The following is a 15242-nucleotide window of genomic DNA, read 5'->3' as shown; positions in this document are numbered from 1 at the left end:
AATGGCGAAAAGGGACGAGCCGGATAACGGGAGCGGCTCGAAGCGGAGCACCGTCACTATCCACGACGTCGCTCGCCATGCCGGCGTTTCGTCGATGACTGTCTCTCGCGTGATGAATGGCGGCAAGTACGTCAGCAAAGAGATGCAGCGAAAGGTCAACGCATCGATCGAGGCGTTGAGCTATTCGCCGAACCTGACCGCGCGCAGTCTGAAGAGCGACGTCCGCATCGGCGCGCTCTACACCAATCCGAGCTCATCGAATCTGGGCGCCTTCCTGATGGGCGCATTTCGTCAGAGTGGCTCCAGCGGATGCCAGTTCATAATCGAGCCGGGCGTCACCGAGGAGGAAGCGCTGGAGGGGCTCGAACGATTGATCGAAGCCGGCATTGGCGGGATCATCCTTCCACCGCCGCTGTGCGACTCCGCTGAGATGCTCGCGAGAGTAGCCGCTGCCGGCGTGCTTCCCTTATCCTTCGCCACCGCGATCCCCCGCGAAAACATCTCCGCGATCGTCGTCGATGACTATAAAGGCGCGTTCGACATGACCCGCCATCTGATCGCCGCCGGCCATCGGGCGATAGGCTTCATTCAGGGCGACCCTCACCATTCGCCGTCCCAGAGACGGGAACAGGGCTTTCGGGCAGCGCTCGCGGGAGCGGGAATCCGCATCACGCCCGAGTGGATCGCTCCGGGCCTTTTCACCTACAAGTCCGGTCTCGACGCGGCCCAGCAGTTGCTGGGTATCTCGCCCCGTCCGACTGCGATCTTTGCGAGCAATGACGACATGGCTGCCGCCGTATCCGCCGTGGCCCAGGGAATGGGCCTGTCGGTGCCGCGGGACCTGAGCATCGCGGGTTTCGACGATGCGCCCGTCGCCTCGACCGTCTGGCCCGAGTTGACGACGATCAGGCAGCCGATTGCCGACATGGCCGCCACCGCCGTGGCGATGCTCGCCGAGCAGGTGCGACAGGCTCGCAGCGGGGGCGAGGCGAAAGCCAGCCATGTGCGGGAGATGTTGACGCTGGTGGAACGCAACTCCACCGGACCCGCGCCCGAAACCCACCGCTGAGCGCCGGGTACGGCATCGGCGATATAGCGGCATCGACGCGACCCGCCGTTTCCCGCTCATCGCCAAGCGCGCCCGGTCCCACGGCCAGGGCGCCAGGACCAATCGACATTTAGCTTCCGTCCTCTCAGTCGCGCTGTGCGCGCCACCTCCCCTGGCGGGGAGAATCAAGAAGGCTGAACGTCGATACGTCTTAAAGCGGTTCGAAGAGGATCGCCTGACCGCCGCTCGCCGCGAGGTCGAGCTTCAGCCGGTCCGAGGGGCGGACATCGCGGCTGGAGATCGCGACCGGCGTCTCCCGCGGCTGCGCCGCCCGCGCGCCGTCCGAGAACATCGTAGCACGCCATCGGCCCCGTCCGAGGAAATCGAGCGGCAGCTCGATGGTCCGTGCCGCTTCGTTGGTCATGGCTCCGAAGAACCAGCGCTTGCCATGCCGCCGCGCGACGGCGACATGCTCGCCGATCGCGCCCCCAAGCGCGACGGTCTCGTCCCAGCTCGTCGGGCATTCGTCGAACCAGCGCAGTTCGGGCCAGGCGGCGTCCGACGCATATTTGTCCGGCTCGTCATACCAATAGAGGAAGGTGAGCGGGTTGTAATAGACGACCGCCATCGCGAGTTGGTGCGCGTTGGTCGTCTGGTTCCGCTCGTGGGCGTAGCAGATCGTATAGTCGATCGGACCCGCGAGCGCGCGCGTGAAGGGCAGGGTGACGTTGTGCCGGGCGGTCGGGAACTGCTCGTTGCCACGCACCCCTTCGAGCGCGATATAGTTGGGCAGCGTGCGCTCGAGACCCGCCGGTCTCAGATTGTCATGGAGGTTCACCATCAGCCGGTGACGTCCGCAACGCTCGACCAGATCGTAGATGAAATCCACGTCTTCCTGGCGACCTTCCCAGACGAACCCGAACTTGATGCCCGCCACGCCCCAGTCGCGATAGGTGCGGACGATCGCATCGAGCTGCCGCATTGCGGGCACCCGGTCGACGTAGAGGATCATCCCGATCCCGCTGGCTTTCGCCGCAGCGATGATCCGCGCCATGTCGAGCCCCGCTATCGGCACCGTGGCGTCGCTCGGGTCGGTGCCGTCGCCATACCAGTGCGCGTCGAACTCGACGAACTCGAGCCGGCGTTTCGCCGCGAACTCGACGCAGGCGAGCGCGCGCTCGGTGGTGTAGGGCTTGCGGATGCGGAACGCGCGGCCCGGGCGCACCCAGGAAACATCCCCGAGCCGGTTGGGCGTTGCGAGCGACTGGATGAGGCCCGCCTGCTCGAGCAGCTTCACGGGGCTGCGCGACACCAGCAGCACGCGCCACGGTGTCTTGAACGACGCGTCCACGGCAAAGACCGGCGCGGCGTGCGTCTCGCCGGGGCCGGAATAGCCGGTCGCGCGCCCCGGGAAGCGCATGAGATGCGTGACGACCGTGTCCGTCCCGGCACCGCGGAACATGGTTCGCGGATAATGGAGCCGGTCCGCCTCGCACACGCTGACGGCAACGCCATCGGGCGTCGCGACATAGAGTGGCAGATCGGCCAGCGGGCCCTGATCCGTGCTCGCGGTGAGATCGGGATGCGGCACGGGAGCAATCGCCTCTGGCGCCGACACGGCATATTCGCCCTCGTCGCGGCTGCTCCATACCCGGGAACCGTTCGGGAAACGCAAATGGGTGGCTTCTCCACCCAGGCGAACGCGCTGCGCCCCGAGGAGGACGTAACGCACCGCGACGCCATGATCATGCGCGGCGAGGCGGATGGCGAATTGCATGCCCCGGCCCGGATCTTCGAACGCCACTTCCAGCTCGTTCCGCATGCCGTCGTAGATTTCGGCGATCCCGAAAGGCGGCCGCCAGTGCTCTACCTCCGCCCGCATGCGGTGATGCAGGTATCGCGCGCCGGGCCCGAGCGATTTTCCGTCATGGAGGATCAGGGCCAGCCGCGATGTTTCCAGGACCGGCATGCCGTCCAGACTGGCTGACCAGCAGGGGAAGGGCTCCCCCAGGCGCGGCAGGATGAGCGCGACGCGGATCCTTCCGTTCGGGGAGCGGATCTCCAGTGATTCCACCGGATTTGCCGCTGCCGGCGCGCCGTCCCCCGTCGCCGCAACGGCGATCGCGCCTGCAATCAGCTCCCTCCGGTCGATCAGCATTCCCGCTTCCTCTCCCGCCCGTCATTCCGGCGGCTATGAATATCGATTATCTCTTGCGTCCGCATGCCTCGCGCGGCATTCTGATATCGATAACAGATGTGCTTGCCACGACAAGACGCAAAGTAGGGAGAGTTGGAAAATGGCGGCTGGCCGGCCCGGAACGCAGAGCAGGCGGCTGTGGTGTGTTTCCCTGTCCGCCACGCTTCTCGCGACGCTGAGCCCTGCGCATGCGCAGACCGCCGACGGGCGCTGGTTCCCCGATCGCGGCGACGGTACCTATGCCAACCCCGTCCTCGCCGGCGACTATTCCGATCCAGACGTCGTGCGCGTCGGCGAGGATTTCTATCTGACCGCGTCTTCGTTCGCCAACGCCCCCGGCCTGCCGATCCTGCATTCGCGCGACCTGGTGAACTGGACGCTGATCGGTCATGCCCTGCCGGCGGTCCCGCCCATAGCGCATTTCCGCACGCCGCGGCGGGGCGGCGGGGTCTGGGCGCCGGCGATCCGCCACCACGACGGCCGCTTCCTGATCTATTATCCGGACCCGGATTTCGGGATCTTCGTGGTGACCGCCACCGATCCTCGCGGCCCCTGGTCCGCGCCTGAGCTCGTCGACGCGACCCGGGGAGCGATCGACCCCGCTCCCTTCTGGGACGATGACGGCACCGGCTGGCTTGTCCACGCCTTCGCGGGCAGCCGTGCGGGCAAGTCCAATCTGATCGTCCTGAAGCGGCTCGACGCGGGCGGCACGAGGGCGGTGGGAGAGGGGCGCACGATCATCGACGGCGCCGCGCTGCCGCCCGTCAAGACGAGTCTCGGCCTCCGCCCCTGGCAGACCACCGAAGGGCCGAAGCTCTATAAGCGCGACGGCTGGTATTATGTGTTCGCTCCCAGCGGCAGCGTGAAGGGGGGATGGCAGGGCGTGTTCCGCAGCCGCCGCATCCAGGGGCCGTATGAGGGGCGCAATGTCCTCGATCAGGGAGCGACTGCGATCAACGGGCCACACCAGGGCGCGTGGGTCACGACGCCGTCGGGCGAAGACTGGTTCCTGCATTTCCAGGACCGCGACAGTTATGGCCGCGTCGTCCATCTCCAGCCGATGCGCTGGCGTGGGGGATGGCCGGTCATCGGCGCCGATCCCGACCGGGACGGACGGGGCGAACCCGTGCTTCAACACCGGAAGCCGAATGTAAGCCCGCAGCCGCGAAGCGCGCCGGTGGCTGACGACGCGTTCGACGGGCCGCTGTCACTCGCCTGGCAGTGGAACAGCAACCCGGGCGAGGACTGGCTGTCGCCGGCGGACGGCAATCTGCGCCTGAAGTCGATCAGCGGCTCGGCCAATCTCTATGAAGCCGGCAATCTGCTGTCCCAGAAGCTGCCGGGTCCGGCGTTCACCGCGACGACGCTGGTCCGGTTCCGGCCGCTCTGCGCGGGAGAGCGTGCGGGCCTGGCGGTCCTGGGGCAGCATTACGCGTGGGTCGGTCTGGAGCGCAGCGGCGACGCGGTTCGGCTCGTCCAGGGCTGGCGCGACGGTGTCGAGCCCGCCAAGGCCGAGCAGCGCAGCTTCGGACCGACCGTCGCTGGCGGAGCGCCGATATGGCTAAGGTTGCATGCGGAACCGGTGACGGTGCAGGTCGATCCGCCCGGCTTCGCTCCCTATTGGCCGTCGATGCTGCGCGAAACGCATGCGCGCGTGCGGTTCAGCTACAGCCTCGACGGCAAGGCGTTCGTGCCGCTCGGCGCGGAGTTCGAAACCCGGCCCGGCCGGTGGGTCGGCGCGCAGATCGGCCTCTTCGCCCAGGCGCAGGACGGAACGCCCGCCAGCGTCGCGACATCGGTCGGGTTCGCCGACTTCGACTGGTTCAGGATCACGCGATGACCATTGCCCACACCTTCGCGGCGCTTCTCTGTGCCCCGCTTTCGCTGGCGTCCATTCCCGCGGCGGCGCAGACGGCCGACGTCGGACTGCGCATCCACGAACCGCCCGCGGGCAAGGCCTTCTGGTCGTACCTCAACGACGATTTCACCGTCCGTGTGCGCCGCCCCGGCGGTGAATGGCGCGACCTGTACGAATATAATGCGAAGGTCGATCTCGATCGGCCGCAGGACGCTTCGATGGTGTTCTTCGACATCGCTGGTCCGGTGGAGGTCGCGGTCAAGAAGAACAACGGCGACGTGCACCGAGTCGAGGTCCGCCCAGACTCGGCCGGCGTGCGCGCGAAGCTGGTGGGCAACACCGCCTATTTTCGTCTTGAGAAGCCCGCGAATATCTCGGTCGAGTTCGACGGCGACCGGCTGCACAATCTGCATCTCTTCGCCAATGCGCCGGAGCAGGCGCTGCCTTCGCCCGGGCCTGGCGTCGTCTATTTCGGTCCCGGTACCCATCCGCTCCCCGAAGGGCAGAAGAGCTTCCGCATCCCTTCCAACACCATCGTCGTGCTTGCCGGCGGCGCGCTCGTGCAAGGCAATATCGAAATCCGCGACGCGGAGAATGTCCGCATCGTCGGGCACGGCATCATCGATCGCCCGCAAGAGGGCATCACCATCGCCAATTCGCGCAATGTCACGGTGGACGGGCCGATCGTGCTCAATCCGAACCATTATTCGGTGTTCTGCGGCCAGTCGGTGGGCGTCACCATCCGGAACCTCAAATCGCTCAGCGCGTCGAGCTGGAGCGACGGACTGGATTTCATGAGCTGCTCCGACGTGCGCGTCGACGGCGTGTTCATGCGCAATTCGGACGACACGATCGCGATCTACGGCGGCCGCTGGGAGTATAAGGGTGACGCGCGCAATTACCGGATCGCCAATTCGACTCTCTGGGCCGACGTCGCCCATCCGATCAACATCGGCCTGCACGGCACTCCGCACGCAGCGGAAACGCTCGAGGATATCGAGTTCCGCAATATCGACATCCTCGGCCATGACGAGGACGACCGCGACTATCAGGGCGCGATGGCGATCACCGACGGCGACAACAATCTGGTGCGCGACGTCCGCTTCGAGGACATCCGGATCGATGACATCCAGGAAGGAATGCTGTTCAACTTCCGGGCGGTATTCAACGCAAAGTACAGCAACGCCCCGGGGCGCGGGATCGAAAACATCATCATCCGCAACGTCCACTTCAAAGGCGGGGACATTAATCGTCCCGTCATTGCCGGCCATTCGGCGGACCGCCGCGTTCGCGGGATCAGGATCGACAACGTCACTGTCGGCGGCAAGCGAATCAAGCGCTCCGACATCGACATAGGGCCCTTCGTGGACGATCTCGTTGTCCGGTAGCGGTTCCTGGCCGGGCTCAGGCAGGCCCAACCTCCCCGTCGACTCAAAAACGCGGTGCACCGGTCAATTCGCAAAGAACCCTGTTGACATATTCTGTTATCGATATCAGAACTTCTGCTACCGATAACAGACCGGCAGCCCAACGGCCAGCCAGGCGAGTGGGGAGAGCGGATTCTGCGGAGGCAACGACCCTCCTCTCCCGACCGGTCAGCTGAACAGGGAGATTAGGAGAGGATCATGAGAACGCTTTCTAAATTGGCCGCCGCGCTTCTGTGCACTTCGGCTGCCGTGCCTGCCTGGGCGCAGGATGTTCCACAGCCTGCGGAAACGACGTCGAGCCAGCAAACCGCAGCGGAAACCGACGCGATCGTCGTCACCGGCATCCGCGAGAGCCTCCAGTCGTCGGCCCAGCGCAAGAAGAACACCAACGAGATACTGGATACGATCAGCGCCGAGGACATCGGCAAGCTGCCCGACAACAATGTGGCGGCGACGCTCTCGCGTGTCCCGGGCGTGCAAGCCTACCGGTTCGGCGGCGAGTCGGCCTCGCCGGTCGGGCAGGGAAGCGGCCTCACGATCCGGGGCCTGTCGGGTCAGACTTCGTCGCAAGTCGACGGGCGCGCCTTCATCACGGCGGGCGGGCGCGAATTCAACGTCGAAGGCGCGAGCCCCGGCCTCGTCGCCGGCATCGACGTGTACAAGAATCCCTCCGCCGAACATATCGAGGGCGGCATCGGTGGCCTCATCAACATCCGCACGCGCCGGCCGCTCGATTTCACGGGCACGGTCGTGTCGGGCTCGGTTGGCGGCCGGTACAATGAGCTCGGCAAGAAGGTGCAGCCCGAGCTGTTCCTGCTCGGCTCGACCAGGTGGAACGTCGGCGACGGCGAGATGGGCCTGCTTCTCGCCGGTTCCTGGTCTCGCAGCTTCAATCGTGGCGACAACAATCCGGCGGGTGGCGGCACTTCGATCCGCCGGCCGATCCGCGGCGACAGCGCCGAATACGCCGCCAATGTGGGCACCGGCCTCAACCTCAACTCCGCCTATGCGGGCAGGTCGGACGTCGTCTATCTCGCGGACGTCGCCAATCCCCTGGCGCTCTCGGCCGCCGATCGCGCCAATCTCGTCTCGACCGTGACAGAGGGACACAATGTCTTCCAGGAAGACTATCTGCGCACCCGCAAAGGGCTGGCCGGATCCTTCCAGTACAAGCCGACGCCTCGCCTCGAATTCTACCTCGACGGCAACTACACTTATTACCAATACCATCAGAACTACCGGTTCCTGAACATCGCCAACTCGCGTTATGTCCAGGGTCTGACGACAATTCCGTTCACGATCGACGAGGAGCTGGCGAATCGGAACAGCAACGGCGGCACCAACGAGCTGCTGTCGGGAACGCGCCTGGCCTCGGGCACCTTCCTCGGGTCAACGGCTGCCTCGATCGGCGGCGACGAGCGGAGCAACTACATTTCCTATCTGCTCGCCGGCGGCGCGAAGTGGCAGGTGAGCGACGAGTTCGACATTCATTTCGATTATTCGTACGTCAAGGCTGACCGCTCGACCGACAATCGCTCGGTCACGGCCGCCGGGCGCGCGGGCCTCGGCTGGGATGTCACGCGCGATCTCACGACGAAGCCGGCCCAATTCACCATTTCGGGGCCGGATCTCGCCAATCCCGCCAATTGGGTCTTCAACAACTATGCCAACGGCACCAACCAGGCCTGGGACGACAATTCCGGCGCGGCCGCGCTGGATCTGCGCTACCGGCCCCGCGACTCCTTCATCAAGGCCCTGAAGGCCGGTGCCCGCTATTCGGTGCTCGAGAGCCGGTATCGCAACTATTCGTTCAGCCGTAACCTGACCACCGACGGCGCGGCGCTCGCGGCGAATCAGTCGAACGCCATCCCGATCCTCAGCTACGCCGACATGTTCGAAACCTCGCCAACCAACTTCATGAACGGCGAGATGGGCTATCGCGGCGGCTATCTGACATTCTCGCCCGACGCGCTGCTGGGTGACAATGTCCGCGCGCGCTTCCCCAATGCGGGCATCCTGCCCGAGGATAATCTCGCGGAGAACCTGCTGAATCGCCGCTATATCCGCGAGCGGACCTACGCGGTCTATGGCGCGGCGGACTTCGCGTTCCTCGACGATCGGATCCAGGGCAATATCGGCGTCCGCGCCGTCCGCGCGGAAGGCTTCGCGCGCGCCATGGTCAATTCGCAGGCGACTCCGACGTCGCCCATCGTCATCATACCCAATGAGACGAATACCTCACGCTGGGATGTGCTGCCGAGTGCGAACCTTTCGTGGCGCATAACGCCGGACACGATCCTGCGCCTTGGTTACGGCAAGGGAATCACCCGCGCGGGCACCGACGCCCTGAACCCCACGATTCTGGTAAACACCGCCACGGGCACCGGCAGCAAGGGCAACCCCGATCTCGGGCCGCAAAAGGCGGATAATTACGATATCTCGATCGAGCACTATTTCTCGCCGGTCAATTATGTCGCGCTTGCCCTGTTCTACAAGGACGTGAAGGGCTTCTTCAGCGGCATTTCGCAGTGCGAAACGGTGACGACGTATCCGGCCTATGCCGGGACCGCCGCCAATAACTGTACCGGCGGACAATATTACATCACGCAGACCGTGAATGCGCAGAGCGGATGGGCCAAGGGTTTCGAGATATCCGGCCAGACATTCTTCGATTATGATTTCGTTCCCAAGTTCCTGCGCAGTTTCGGCGTGTCGGGGTCGTTCACTTATGTGGACACCAAAAACCCGCTGATCCTGAATGGGGTGCTCGTCGATACGCCGCAGCCTTTCACTTCCAAGTATAACTGGACGGCCTCGGGCTTCTACGAAGACGATTTGGTCACTGCGCGCCTGGCCTACACCTATCGATCGGAATCGATCCTGTTCGGCGCGGCGGCAAACCCGATCGACGGACGCTATATTCGTCCGTTCGGGCTCCTCGACGCTTCGGTAAGCTTCAAGCTCCTGCCGGAGCTGACGCTATCGCTGAACGCCGAAAATCTCACCAATGCCGCGGCGGATCGCTTCGTTGGCGAGCCCGGCATGACGACGGGGATCGAGCGCCAGCACTTCTACAATGGCCGGAATTTCAGCGCGGCGGTGCGGTTCCGCTTCGGCAACTGATTCGATTGTCCCCCCGAGGTATGCGGAGCTGGTCTCTGCGGCCTCGGGTACTAAGCGGGCTGCGGTCGTCGATCGCAGCCCGTTTCTTTGGGACAGAATCGCATGCCGTGGGATCTAGTAATCGACGTAGTAGTCCTTGGGGAACGCCTCGCCGCTGAAGGCTTTCCTGGTGGTCCATGGCAGGCCGGGCGCGGTCCAATAGCCGTCCTTAGCGGATAGACCCAGCGCAATGAGGCTCTCTGCCGCGATGTACATGCTGCCGGCGTTCGAATAGATGTCGCCGAGCGTCGGCTGATGTCCGGCGAAGCCGATCGTGAGATAGCCCTTTCCGTCGAAGTTCGAAGGATTGCGGAAGATCGCGCGTTGCGCGGCGAGAGTCGCCGAACGGACCTGGCCTTCGGGCAACGATTTGGGGAGCCTCTTGCGCCAGGCGAGCAGTCCCAGCGGCTGAAAGACCGCCGTGCGATAGGTGAGCGACCGCCCGATCGGCGCATAGCTGCCGTCCGGCCCGATCAGCCGCTCGAGATGCTCGCCGAACCGCTGCATCCGTTTATACGCCTGCTCGAGCAGCTCCGGCGCGTTGAGTTTGTTGAACCTGGCCCCGGTCGCGACGAGCACCTCTAGGATCTCGACGAGCATGGGTTGGATTACATACGAGTTATAGTGATCGAAGTGGAAGCGCGGCCCATCCGCATACCAGCCGTCGCCCACATACCATTCGTTGATCTTGCGAACCGCGAGGTCGATCCGGATCGGGTCCCACTGCTCGCCGATCGAGAGCAGGAACGCCTCGTTCATCGCCGCGAACAGCAGCCAGTTGGTATAGGGAGGCGGCACGCGGCGCAGGCCCTGGATCTCCCGCACCACCCGTTGCTTGGTGGCAGCGTCGAGCGGATCCCAGAGCTGCTTCGGCGCGCGCAGAAAGGCATTGGTGAAATAGGCCGAATCGACGAGTGGCTGGCCCTCGGCTTTCCATAGCAGATAGTCGGGGCTCGCCGGATCGACCGAGTGCGCGTAGCTGGCGAGTGCCTGCCGGCGCAGTTTCGCGCGCAGATGCCCCTCGGGCGTCTCATCGTCGGGAAGGGCAAGCCAGGGTGCGATTCCGGATATCAGCCGCCCGAAACATTCGAGATATGCCACCTTGGGATTACGCCCATCCCAGGTCGGGCTGAGCTCCGGCTCGAACGCCGCGTGTAGTCGACCTTCGGACATCGGGCCCAATACCGGTTCCGCCATGCGGGCGAGGATTTCGAGCATGTAGCTCCGGTCGCCCGCCGCGGGCTTGCGCTGTGCGGCGGCGACGCCCGGAGCCGTCGCGGCAAGGGTTCCGGTGACCAAGGCAGAGGCGAGGAAGCGGCGGCGTTCCATTGGGCGTGTATCCTTGCTGGAGGCGCGGTCAGCGCGGCAACCGGAAATCGAGCCGCTCCGCGGCGGCGTAGCGGTCCCACGCTTCACGGCTGTGGAAGCCGCCCTCGCCCAGGCTCCAGGCCGAGCCGGAATAATAGACGAACGGTTTGCCCGGTGTGACTTTGAGCAGCACGAGATGATTGTCTGCGTCCTGCCGTATCTCGGCGATCATCGCCGGATCGACCCGCAGCGCGATCGCCATGCGCCCGTGATGCGGATCCCCGGGGCCCCACCAGGAGAGCAGGCCGCGCGTGCGATCGACGGTCAACTCGCCGCCGTCGCCGGTGGTGCGCTTGCCGATGCCGATCCCCACGAGTAGCGGCCTCGGCTTGTCCGACCGGATCGTCGATACCATCCGCGTAAAATGCGTGCCGAGCGGAAGGGTGAACCGCCGTTTCTCCCACACTCTCCGCGCCACATCGACGGGCCAGGGAGCATAATCGACTTCGAAATCGGCTGTGTCGGGCCCGTTCTTCAGGATCCGGTAGCTGCGATAGTTGCGCGAGGTCCACAGCTTGTTGTCGAGCCAGATGCCCAGGCCGCCGGCGCCGCGTCCGGTCCCGACATTGTAGAAGTCGAGACCCTCGCCGTGATAGGCGTGCTGGTCGCCGGTGCGCAGCTGCCGGTCCATGAACGGCCAGGCCACGTTCTTGCCCCAGCTGTCGATTCCTGACCCCGAGGGCGGCTCTGCCGCCTCCAGCGCGTGGCCGTAGATGCGATGCGCGGTGCGATCATTTTCCCAGAGAAGATCGTCGTACCGGTAGTCGGCGAGCGCCACCGCTGCGCGGGGTGACTGATCCGGCGCGGGCGGCAGGGGGCTTACGACCGGCGGCATGTCCTGGGCGAGACTTGAACCGGCGAGCAGCACGGCAGCCGCCGCGGCGCAAAGCCGGCGGTTCATTGCAGGTCCTTGGCCGTTGCGGGCTTGGCCCGATCGGGCGTGGTGCCGTCGCCCGCGAAGGGCGTCAGCGTGAAGCTGTAGCGCGTCTGCTTCAGCGGGACCCGGTATTGGGGCAATGGCCGTCCGCCGGCATCCCAGGCATTGTCTCCGCCGACGCCGGATTGAATCGCGTCGACCATCAGCGAAACCTCGCCATGCGGCACGATGTCGGTGCTCCGCCGCGTGCCGGGAGGGCGACGGGTGAGATCGTCATAGGGAAACGCAAGTGCGTTCATCGACAACGGCGCATCGCCACGGACACGCAATCCGCCAACGCCCGGCTGGAGCAATTCCATCCAGCGGACGTCCACTTTGTTGCCGGTCTCCTGGGGGCGCATGTAATCGTGATTCTGGTCGGCGATCTTGCCCCGCCAGAGGCCCAGCGGCGCGCCGGTCTTGCGGTCCTGGTAGCTTTCGTGCGGGCCCCGGCCATACCATGAAACCGTGTCGATGCGCGTAGGCATCGAGAAGAACAGCCCCACGCGTAGCGGATCGGGCAGGTCCGGCTTGAGCGGCGTGAAATCGCCTTCGACCCGGACCGATCCGTCGCCGGCCATGCGATAGCGGGAGACGAACGCCGCGGCACCGCCGCCGACCGAATAGCGGATCGTCACTTCGGCCGCGCTGTTGCCGAGCCGGCGCGCTTCAATGCTCTGGACGACACGCTCCGCCGACGCGTTCTTCCAGATTCCGTGTGATTTCTCGAGCCCCGTGCCGATATCGTTATCGGTCAGCGCCCGATAGAAATTGGGTGCGCCGCCATGGAGAAGGGGTTGTCCATTGACCGCGTAGCGCTCGATGAGGCCGGTCTTGCGGTCGAGGACCAATTCGGCGTCCCGGGCTGCGAGGCGGATTTGCCCCTGGCTGTCCGTGAGGGCGACATTGCCCGAGAGCGGTGGCGTGCTCGCCGGGGCGCGCCCAAGCACGAACTGTTCCCATCCGATTACCGCCGCCGCGTCCACGGCGGGGATTGCTCCGGCCTTGGCGCGGGCGCTTACCGTCAGGACATATTCGGCACCGGGCCTGCGGGTGAAGGCAGGCAGCGCGATCGCAACCGTCTCGTGACCGCGCGCCGGAACATGTAGCGCCGGAAGCTGTCCCGTCGCCACGGACACACCATCCTCCAGCACCTCGAAACCGAAATCGTAGTTCGACAGGTCGACGAAGTCATGGCGGTTGGTGACCGTCAGCGTCCCGGCCGTGGCGTCGAAGTTCGAGAACTGAATCGGCGAATAAACCTTCCGGATCTCGAACAGGTGCGGATTGGGCGTGCGGTCGGGCTGGTTCAGCCCGTCGCCGAATTCGATGTCGCCGCCGGGGTTGGGCCCGTATTCGCCGCCCGTGCCCCAATATCGGCGGCCATCGGCGGTGTACCGATACATCGATTGATCGACCCAGTCCCAGACGAACCCGCCCTGGAGCTTGTCGGAATGCGCGTAGATCGCGTCCCAATATTCCTTGAGGTTGCCGCCCGAATTGCCCTGCATATGCGCATATTCGCACTGGATCATCGGCTGCCGGAATGCCCAGTTTTCCGCATAGTCGATCATCTTCTCGACGCTGTCGTACATCGGCGCGTAGATGTCGGCATAGTCGTTGGGCCGGTGATCGGACACGCCGGCCCAGGTGCCCCAGCCGAGATAGCTGACGAGACGCGCCGGATCGCGCGCCTTGACCGCCGCGGCGGCCTTGTTGAAGTTCGGCCCGATCCCCGCCTCGTTGCCCAGCGACCAGAAGATGATGGACGGGTGGTTCTTGTCGCGCTCGACCATGTTGGTCACGCGGCTGACATGTGCGCCCTCCCATGCGGGATCGAAACCGATCTGGTAGCGCCCGCGCACCTCGGGGTGCTTGTTCGCCCAGTCCATGTAGCCATGGCTCTCGATATTCGCCTCATCCATCACATAGAGCCCGTATTTGTCGGCGAGCTCGTACAGGCGTGGATCGTTCGGATAGTGCGAGGTGCGCAGCGCATTGATATTCGCGCGCTTCATCAACTGGATGTCCCGTTCCATGGATTCGTACGAGATCACGTGGAAGGTCTCGGGATCGTGCTCGTGGCGGTTGACCCCGCGAATCGTGATGGGTCTCCCGTTCACGCTGACCAGGCCGTTCCTGATCTCCACCGTGCGAAAGCCGATGCGACTGTAGGTCGACTGGATGATCTGGCCCTTGGCATCGTACAACTCGACCAGCAGCATGTAGAGGTTCGGCGTCTCTGCGGTCCACGGCTTCACGTCGGCGATCGATGCGGCGAGCGTCACCGTCCGCTCGCCCGAGCCGGCGGGCACGGCTTTCGAGATTTCGGCAACGCGCCGGTCGCCGTCGAGAAGGACAGCCTTTGCGGTAGTCGCCTCACGGCCGGGCGTCACTGCCACGTCGACTGCCAGCTTCCCGTTTCGGTACTGCTCATCCAGCCCGGCATGAACGAAGAAATCGCGGACGCGGGTTTTGGGAGCGGCCATCAGGAAGACCTCGCGCTCGATCCCGGAGACGCGCCAGAAGTCCTGATCCTCGAGATAGGATCCGTCCGACCAGCGGAAGATCTGGATCGCCACCGTGTTCCTGCCGGGGCGCACGAAGCGAGTCACGTCGAACTCGGATGGAAGCTTCGAATCCTCGGAATAGCCGACCTTCTCGCCATTGACCCAGACGTAATAAGCCGAGCCGGCCGCGCCGATGTGCAGGATGACGTCCGAACCGTTCCAGTCGGCGGGCATTTCGACATCGCGGCGGTAGGAGCCGACCGGGTTGGTGGCGTGCGGGATGAGCGGTCGATTAGCGGGGAAGGGGTAAGTGATGTTGTTGTAGCGCGGCTGGTCGTATCCCTCGGTCTGCCAGTCCGCCGGGACCTTGATCTCCTTCCATCCCGAAACGTCGAAGGAAGGCTGTTCGAAGCCCTTCGGCAGCCGATCGGCATCCGGAGAAAACGAGAATTTCCACTGCCCGTTCAACGGCAGGAATCGTTCGGATTTCGTGCGGTGACCCGCCATCGCCTTCTCGCGAGTCTCAAACGGAAAGCCGGTCGCGCGCGCAGGCTGCTTGTTGGTGGCGTATACTGCCGGATTCTCCCAATCGGGCCGATCGGGGGACACCTGGGGTTGAACGGGAGATGCGGGATCCTGGGCCGGTAGCGCGAAAGGGATTCCCGCGAGGAAGAGTGCCGTAAGTGCGCGGATTGATCGCATAAAATCCTCTTCCCCGCCGGTCTGAAGCCGGATCGACTAGCATCTTCATTGATG

The 15242-nt window shown here is 64.7% G+C and carries 8 protein-coding genes; 4 read left to right on the top strand and 4 right to left on the bottom strand.

Annotated features, from left to right (window positions below):
- Window position 1 precedes the first annotated feature (1 nt).
- Window positions 2-1069 (top strand): LacI family DNA-binding transcriptional regulator, encoded by a 1068-nt coding sequence (locus tag BR78_RS0106935; protein WP_029728584.1) that lies wholly within the window; start codon window positions 2-4, stop codon window positions 1067-1069.
- Window positions 1070-1259: 190 nt separating this feature from the next.
- Here BR78_RS0106935 and BR78_RS20415 read toward each other — a convergent pair whose 3' ends face one another.
- Window positions 1260-3206 (bottom strand): glycoside hydrolase family 97 protein, encoded by a 1947-nt coding sequence (locus BR78_RS20415; protein ID WP_051683212.1) that lies wholly within the window; start codon window positions 3204-3206, stop codon window positions 1260-1262.
- A gap of 139 nt (window positions 3207-3345) precedes the next feature.
- Here BR78_RS20415 and BR78_RS0106925 point away from each other — a divergent pair, with 139 nt between their 5' ends.
- The 3 genes from BR78_RS0106925 to BR78_RS0106915 all read left to right on the top strand — a co-directional run bounded on the left by BR78_RS0106925 (window position 3346) and on the right by BR78_RS0106915 (window position 9653).
- Window positions 3346-5085 carry a glycoside hydrolase family 43 protein gene (locus BR78_RS0106925; protein WP_051683211.1) on the top strand — a complete coding sequence of 580 codons (1740 nt, stop codon included), beginning with the start codon at window positions 3346-3348 and terminating at the stop codon, window positions 5083-5085.
- A complete protein-coding gene (locus BR78_RS0106920) occupies window positions 5082-6491 on the top strand; it encodes a glycosyl hydrolase family 28 protein (RefSeq protein WP_025560467.1) in 1410 nt (469 codons plus the stop codon). Before BR78_RS0106925 ends, BR78_RS0106920 begins: the two co-directional genes overlap by 4 nt.
- Before the next feature lie 237 nt (window positions 6492-6728).
- Window positions 6729-9653 carry a TonB-dependent receptor gene (locus BR78_RS0106915; protein WP_029935787.1) on the top strand — a complete coding sequence of 975 codons (2925 nt, stop codon included), beginning with the start codon at window positions 6729-6731 and terminating at the stop codon, window positions 9651-9653.
- A 114-nt stretch (window positions 9654-9767) separates the two neighbouring features.
- Here BR78_RS0106915 and BR78_RS0106910 read toward each other — a convergent pair whose 3' ends face one another.
- The 3 genes from BR78_RS0106910 to BR78_RS0106900 are packed head-to-tail and all read right to left on the bottom strand — an operon-like array spanning window position 9768 to window position 15188.
- The gene (locus BR78_RS0106910) at window positions 9768-11021 is read right to left on the bottom strand and encodes a DUF2264 domain-containing protein (RefSeq protein WP_025560469.1); all 1254 of its coding nucleotides are present in this window, start codon (window positions 11019-11021) and stop codon (window positions 9768-9770) included.
- A gap of 28 nt (window positions 11022-11049) precedes the next feature.
- Window positions 11050-11961, bottom strand: coding sequence for a DUF4861 family protein (locus BR78_RS0106905; RefSeq protein WP_029935785.1), 912 nt, complete (start codon window positions 11959-11961; stop codon window positions 11050-11052).
- Complete coding sequence (locus BR78_RS0106900) at window positions 11958-15188, bottom strand: glycoside hydrolase family 2 TIM barrel-domain containing protein (protein ID WP_025560471.1); 3231 nt, start codon at window positions 15186-15188, stop codon at window positions 11958-11960. Before BR78_RS0106900 ends, BR78_RS0106905 begins: the two co-directional genes overlap by 4 nt.
- Window positions 15189-15242 lie beyond the last annotated feature (54 nt).

It is taken from the genome of Sphingomonas sp. UNC305MFCol5.2 (genome assembly GCF_000712135.1).
Classification (GTDB): domain Bacteria; phylum Pseudomonadota; class Alphaproteobacteria; order Sphingomonadales; family Sphingomonadaceae; genus Sphingomonas.
This window is presented reverse-complemented; position numbering and strand designations above follow the sequence as displayed.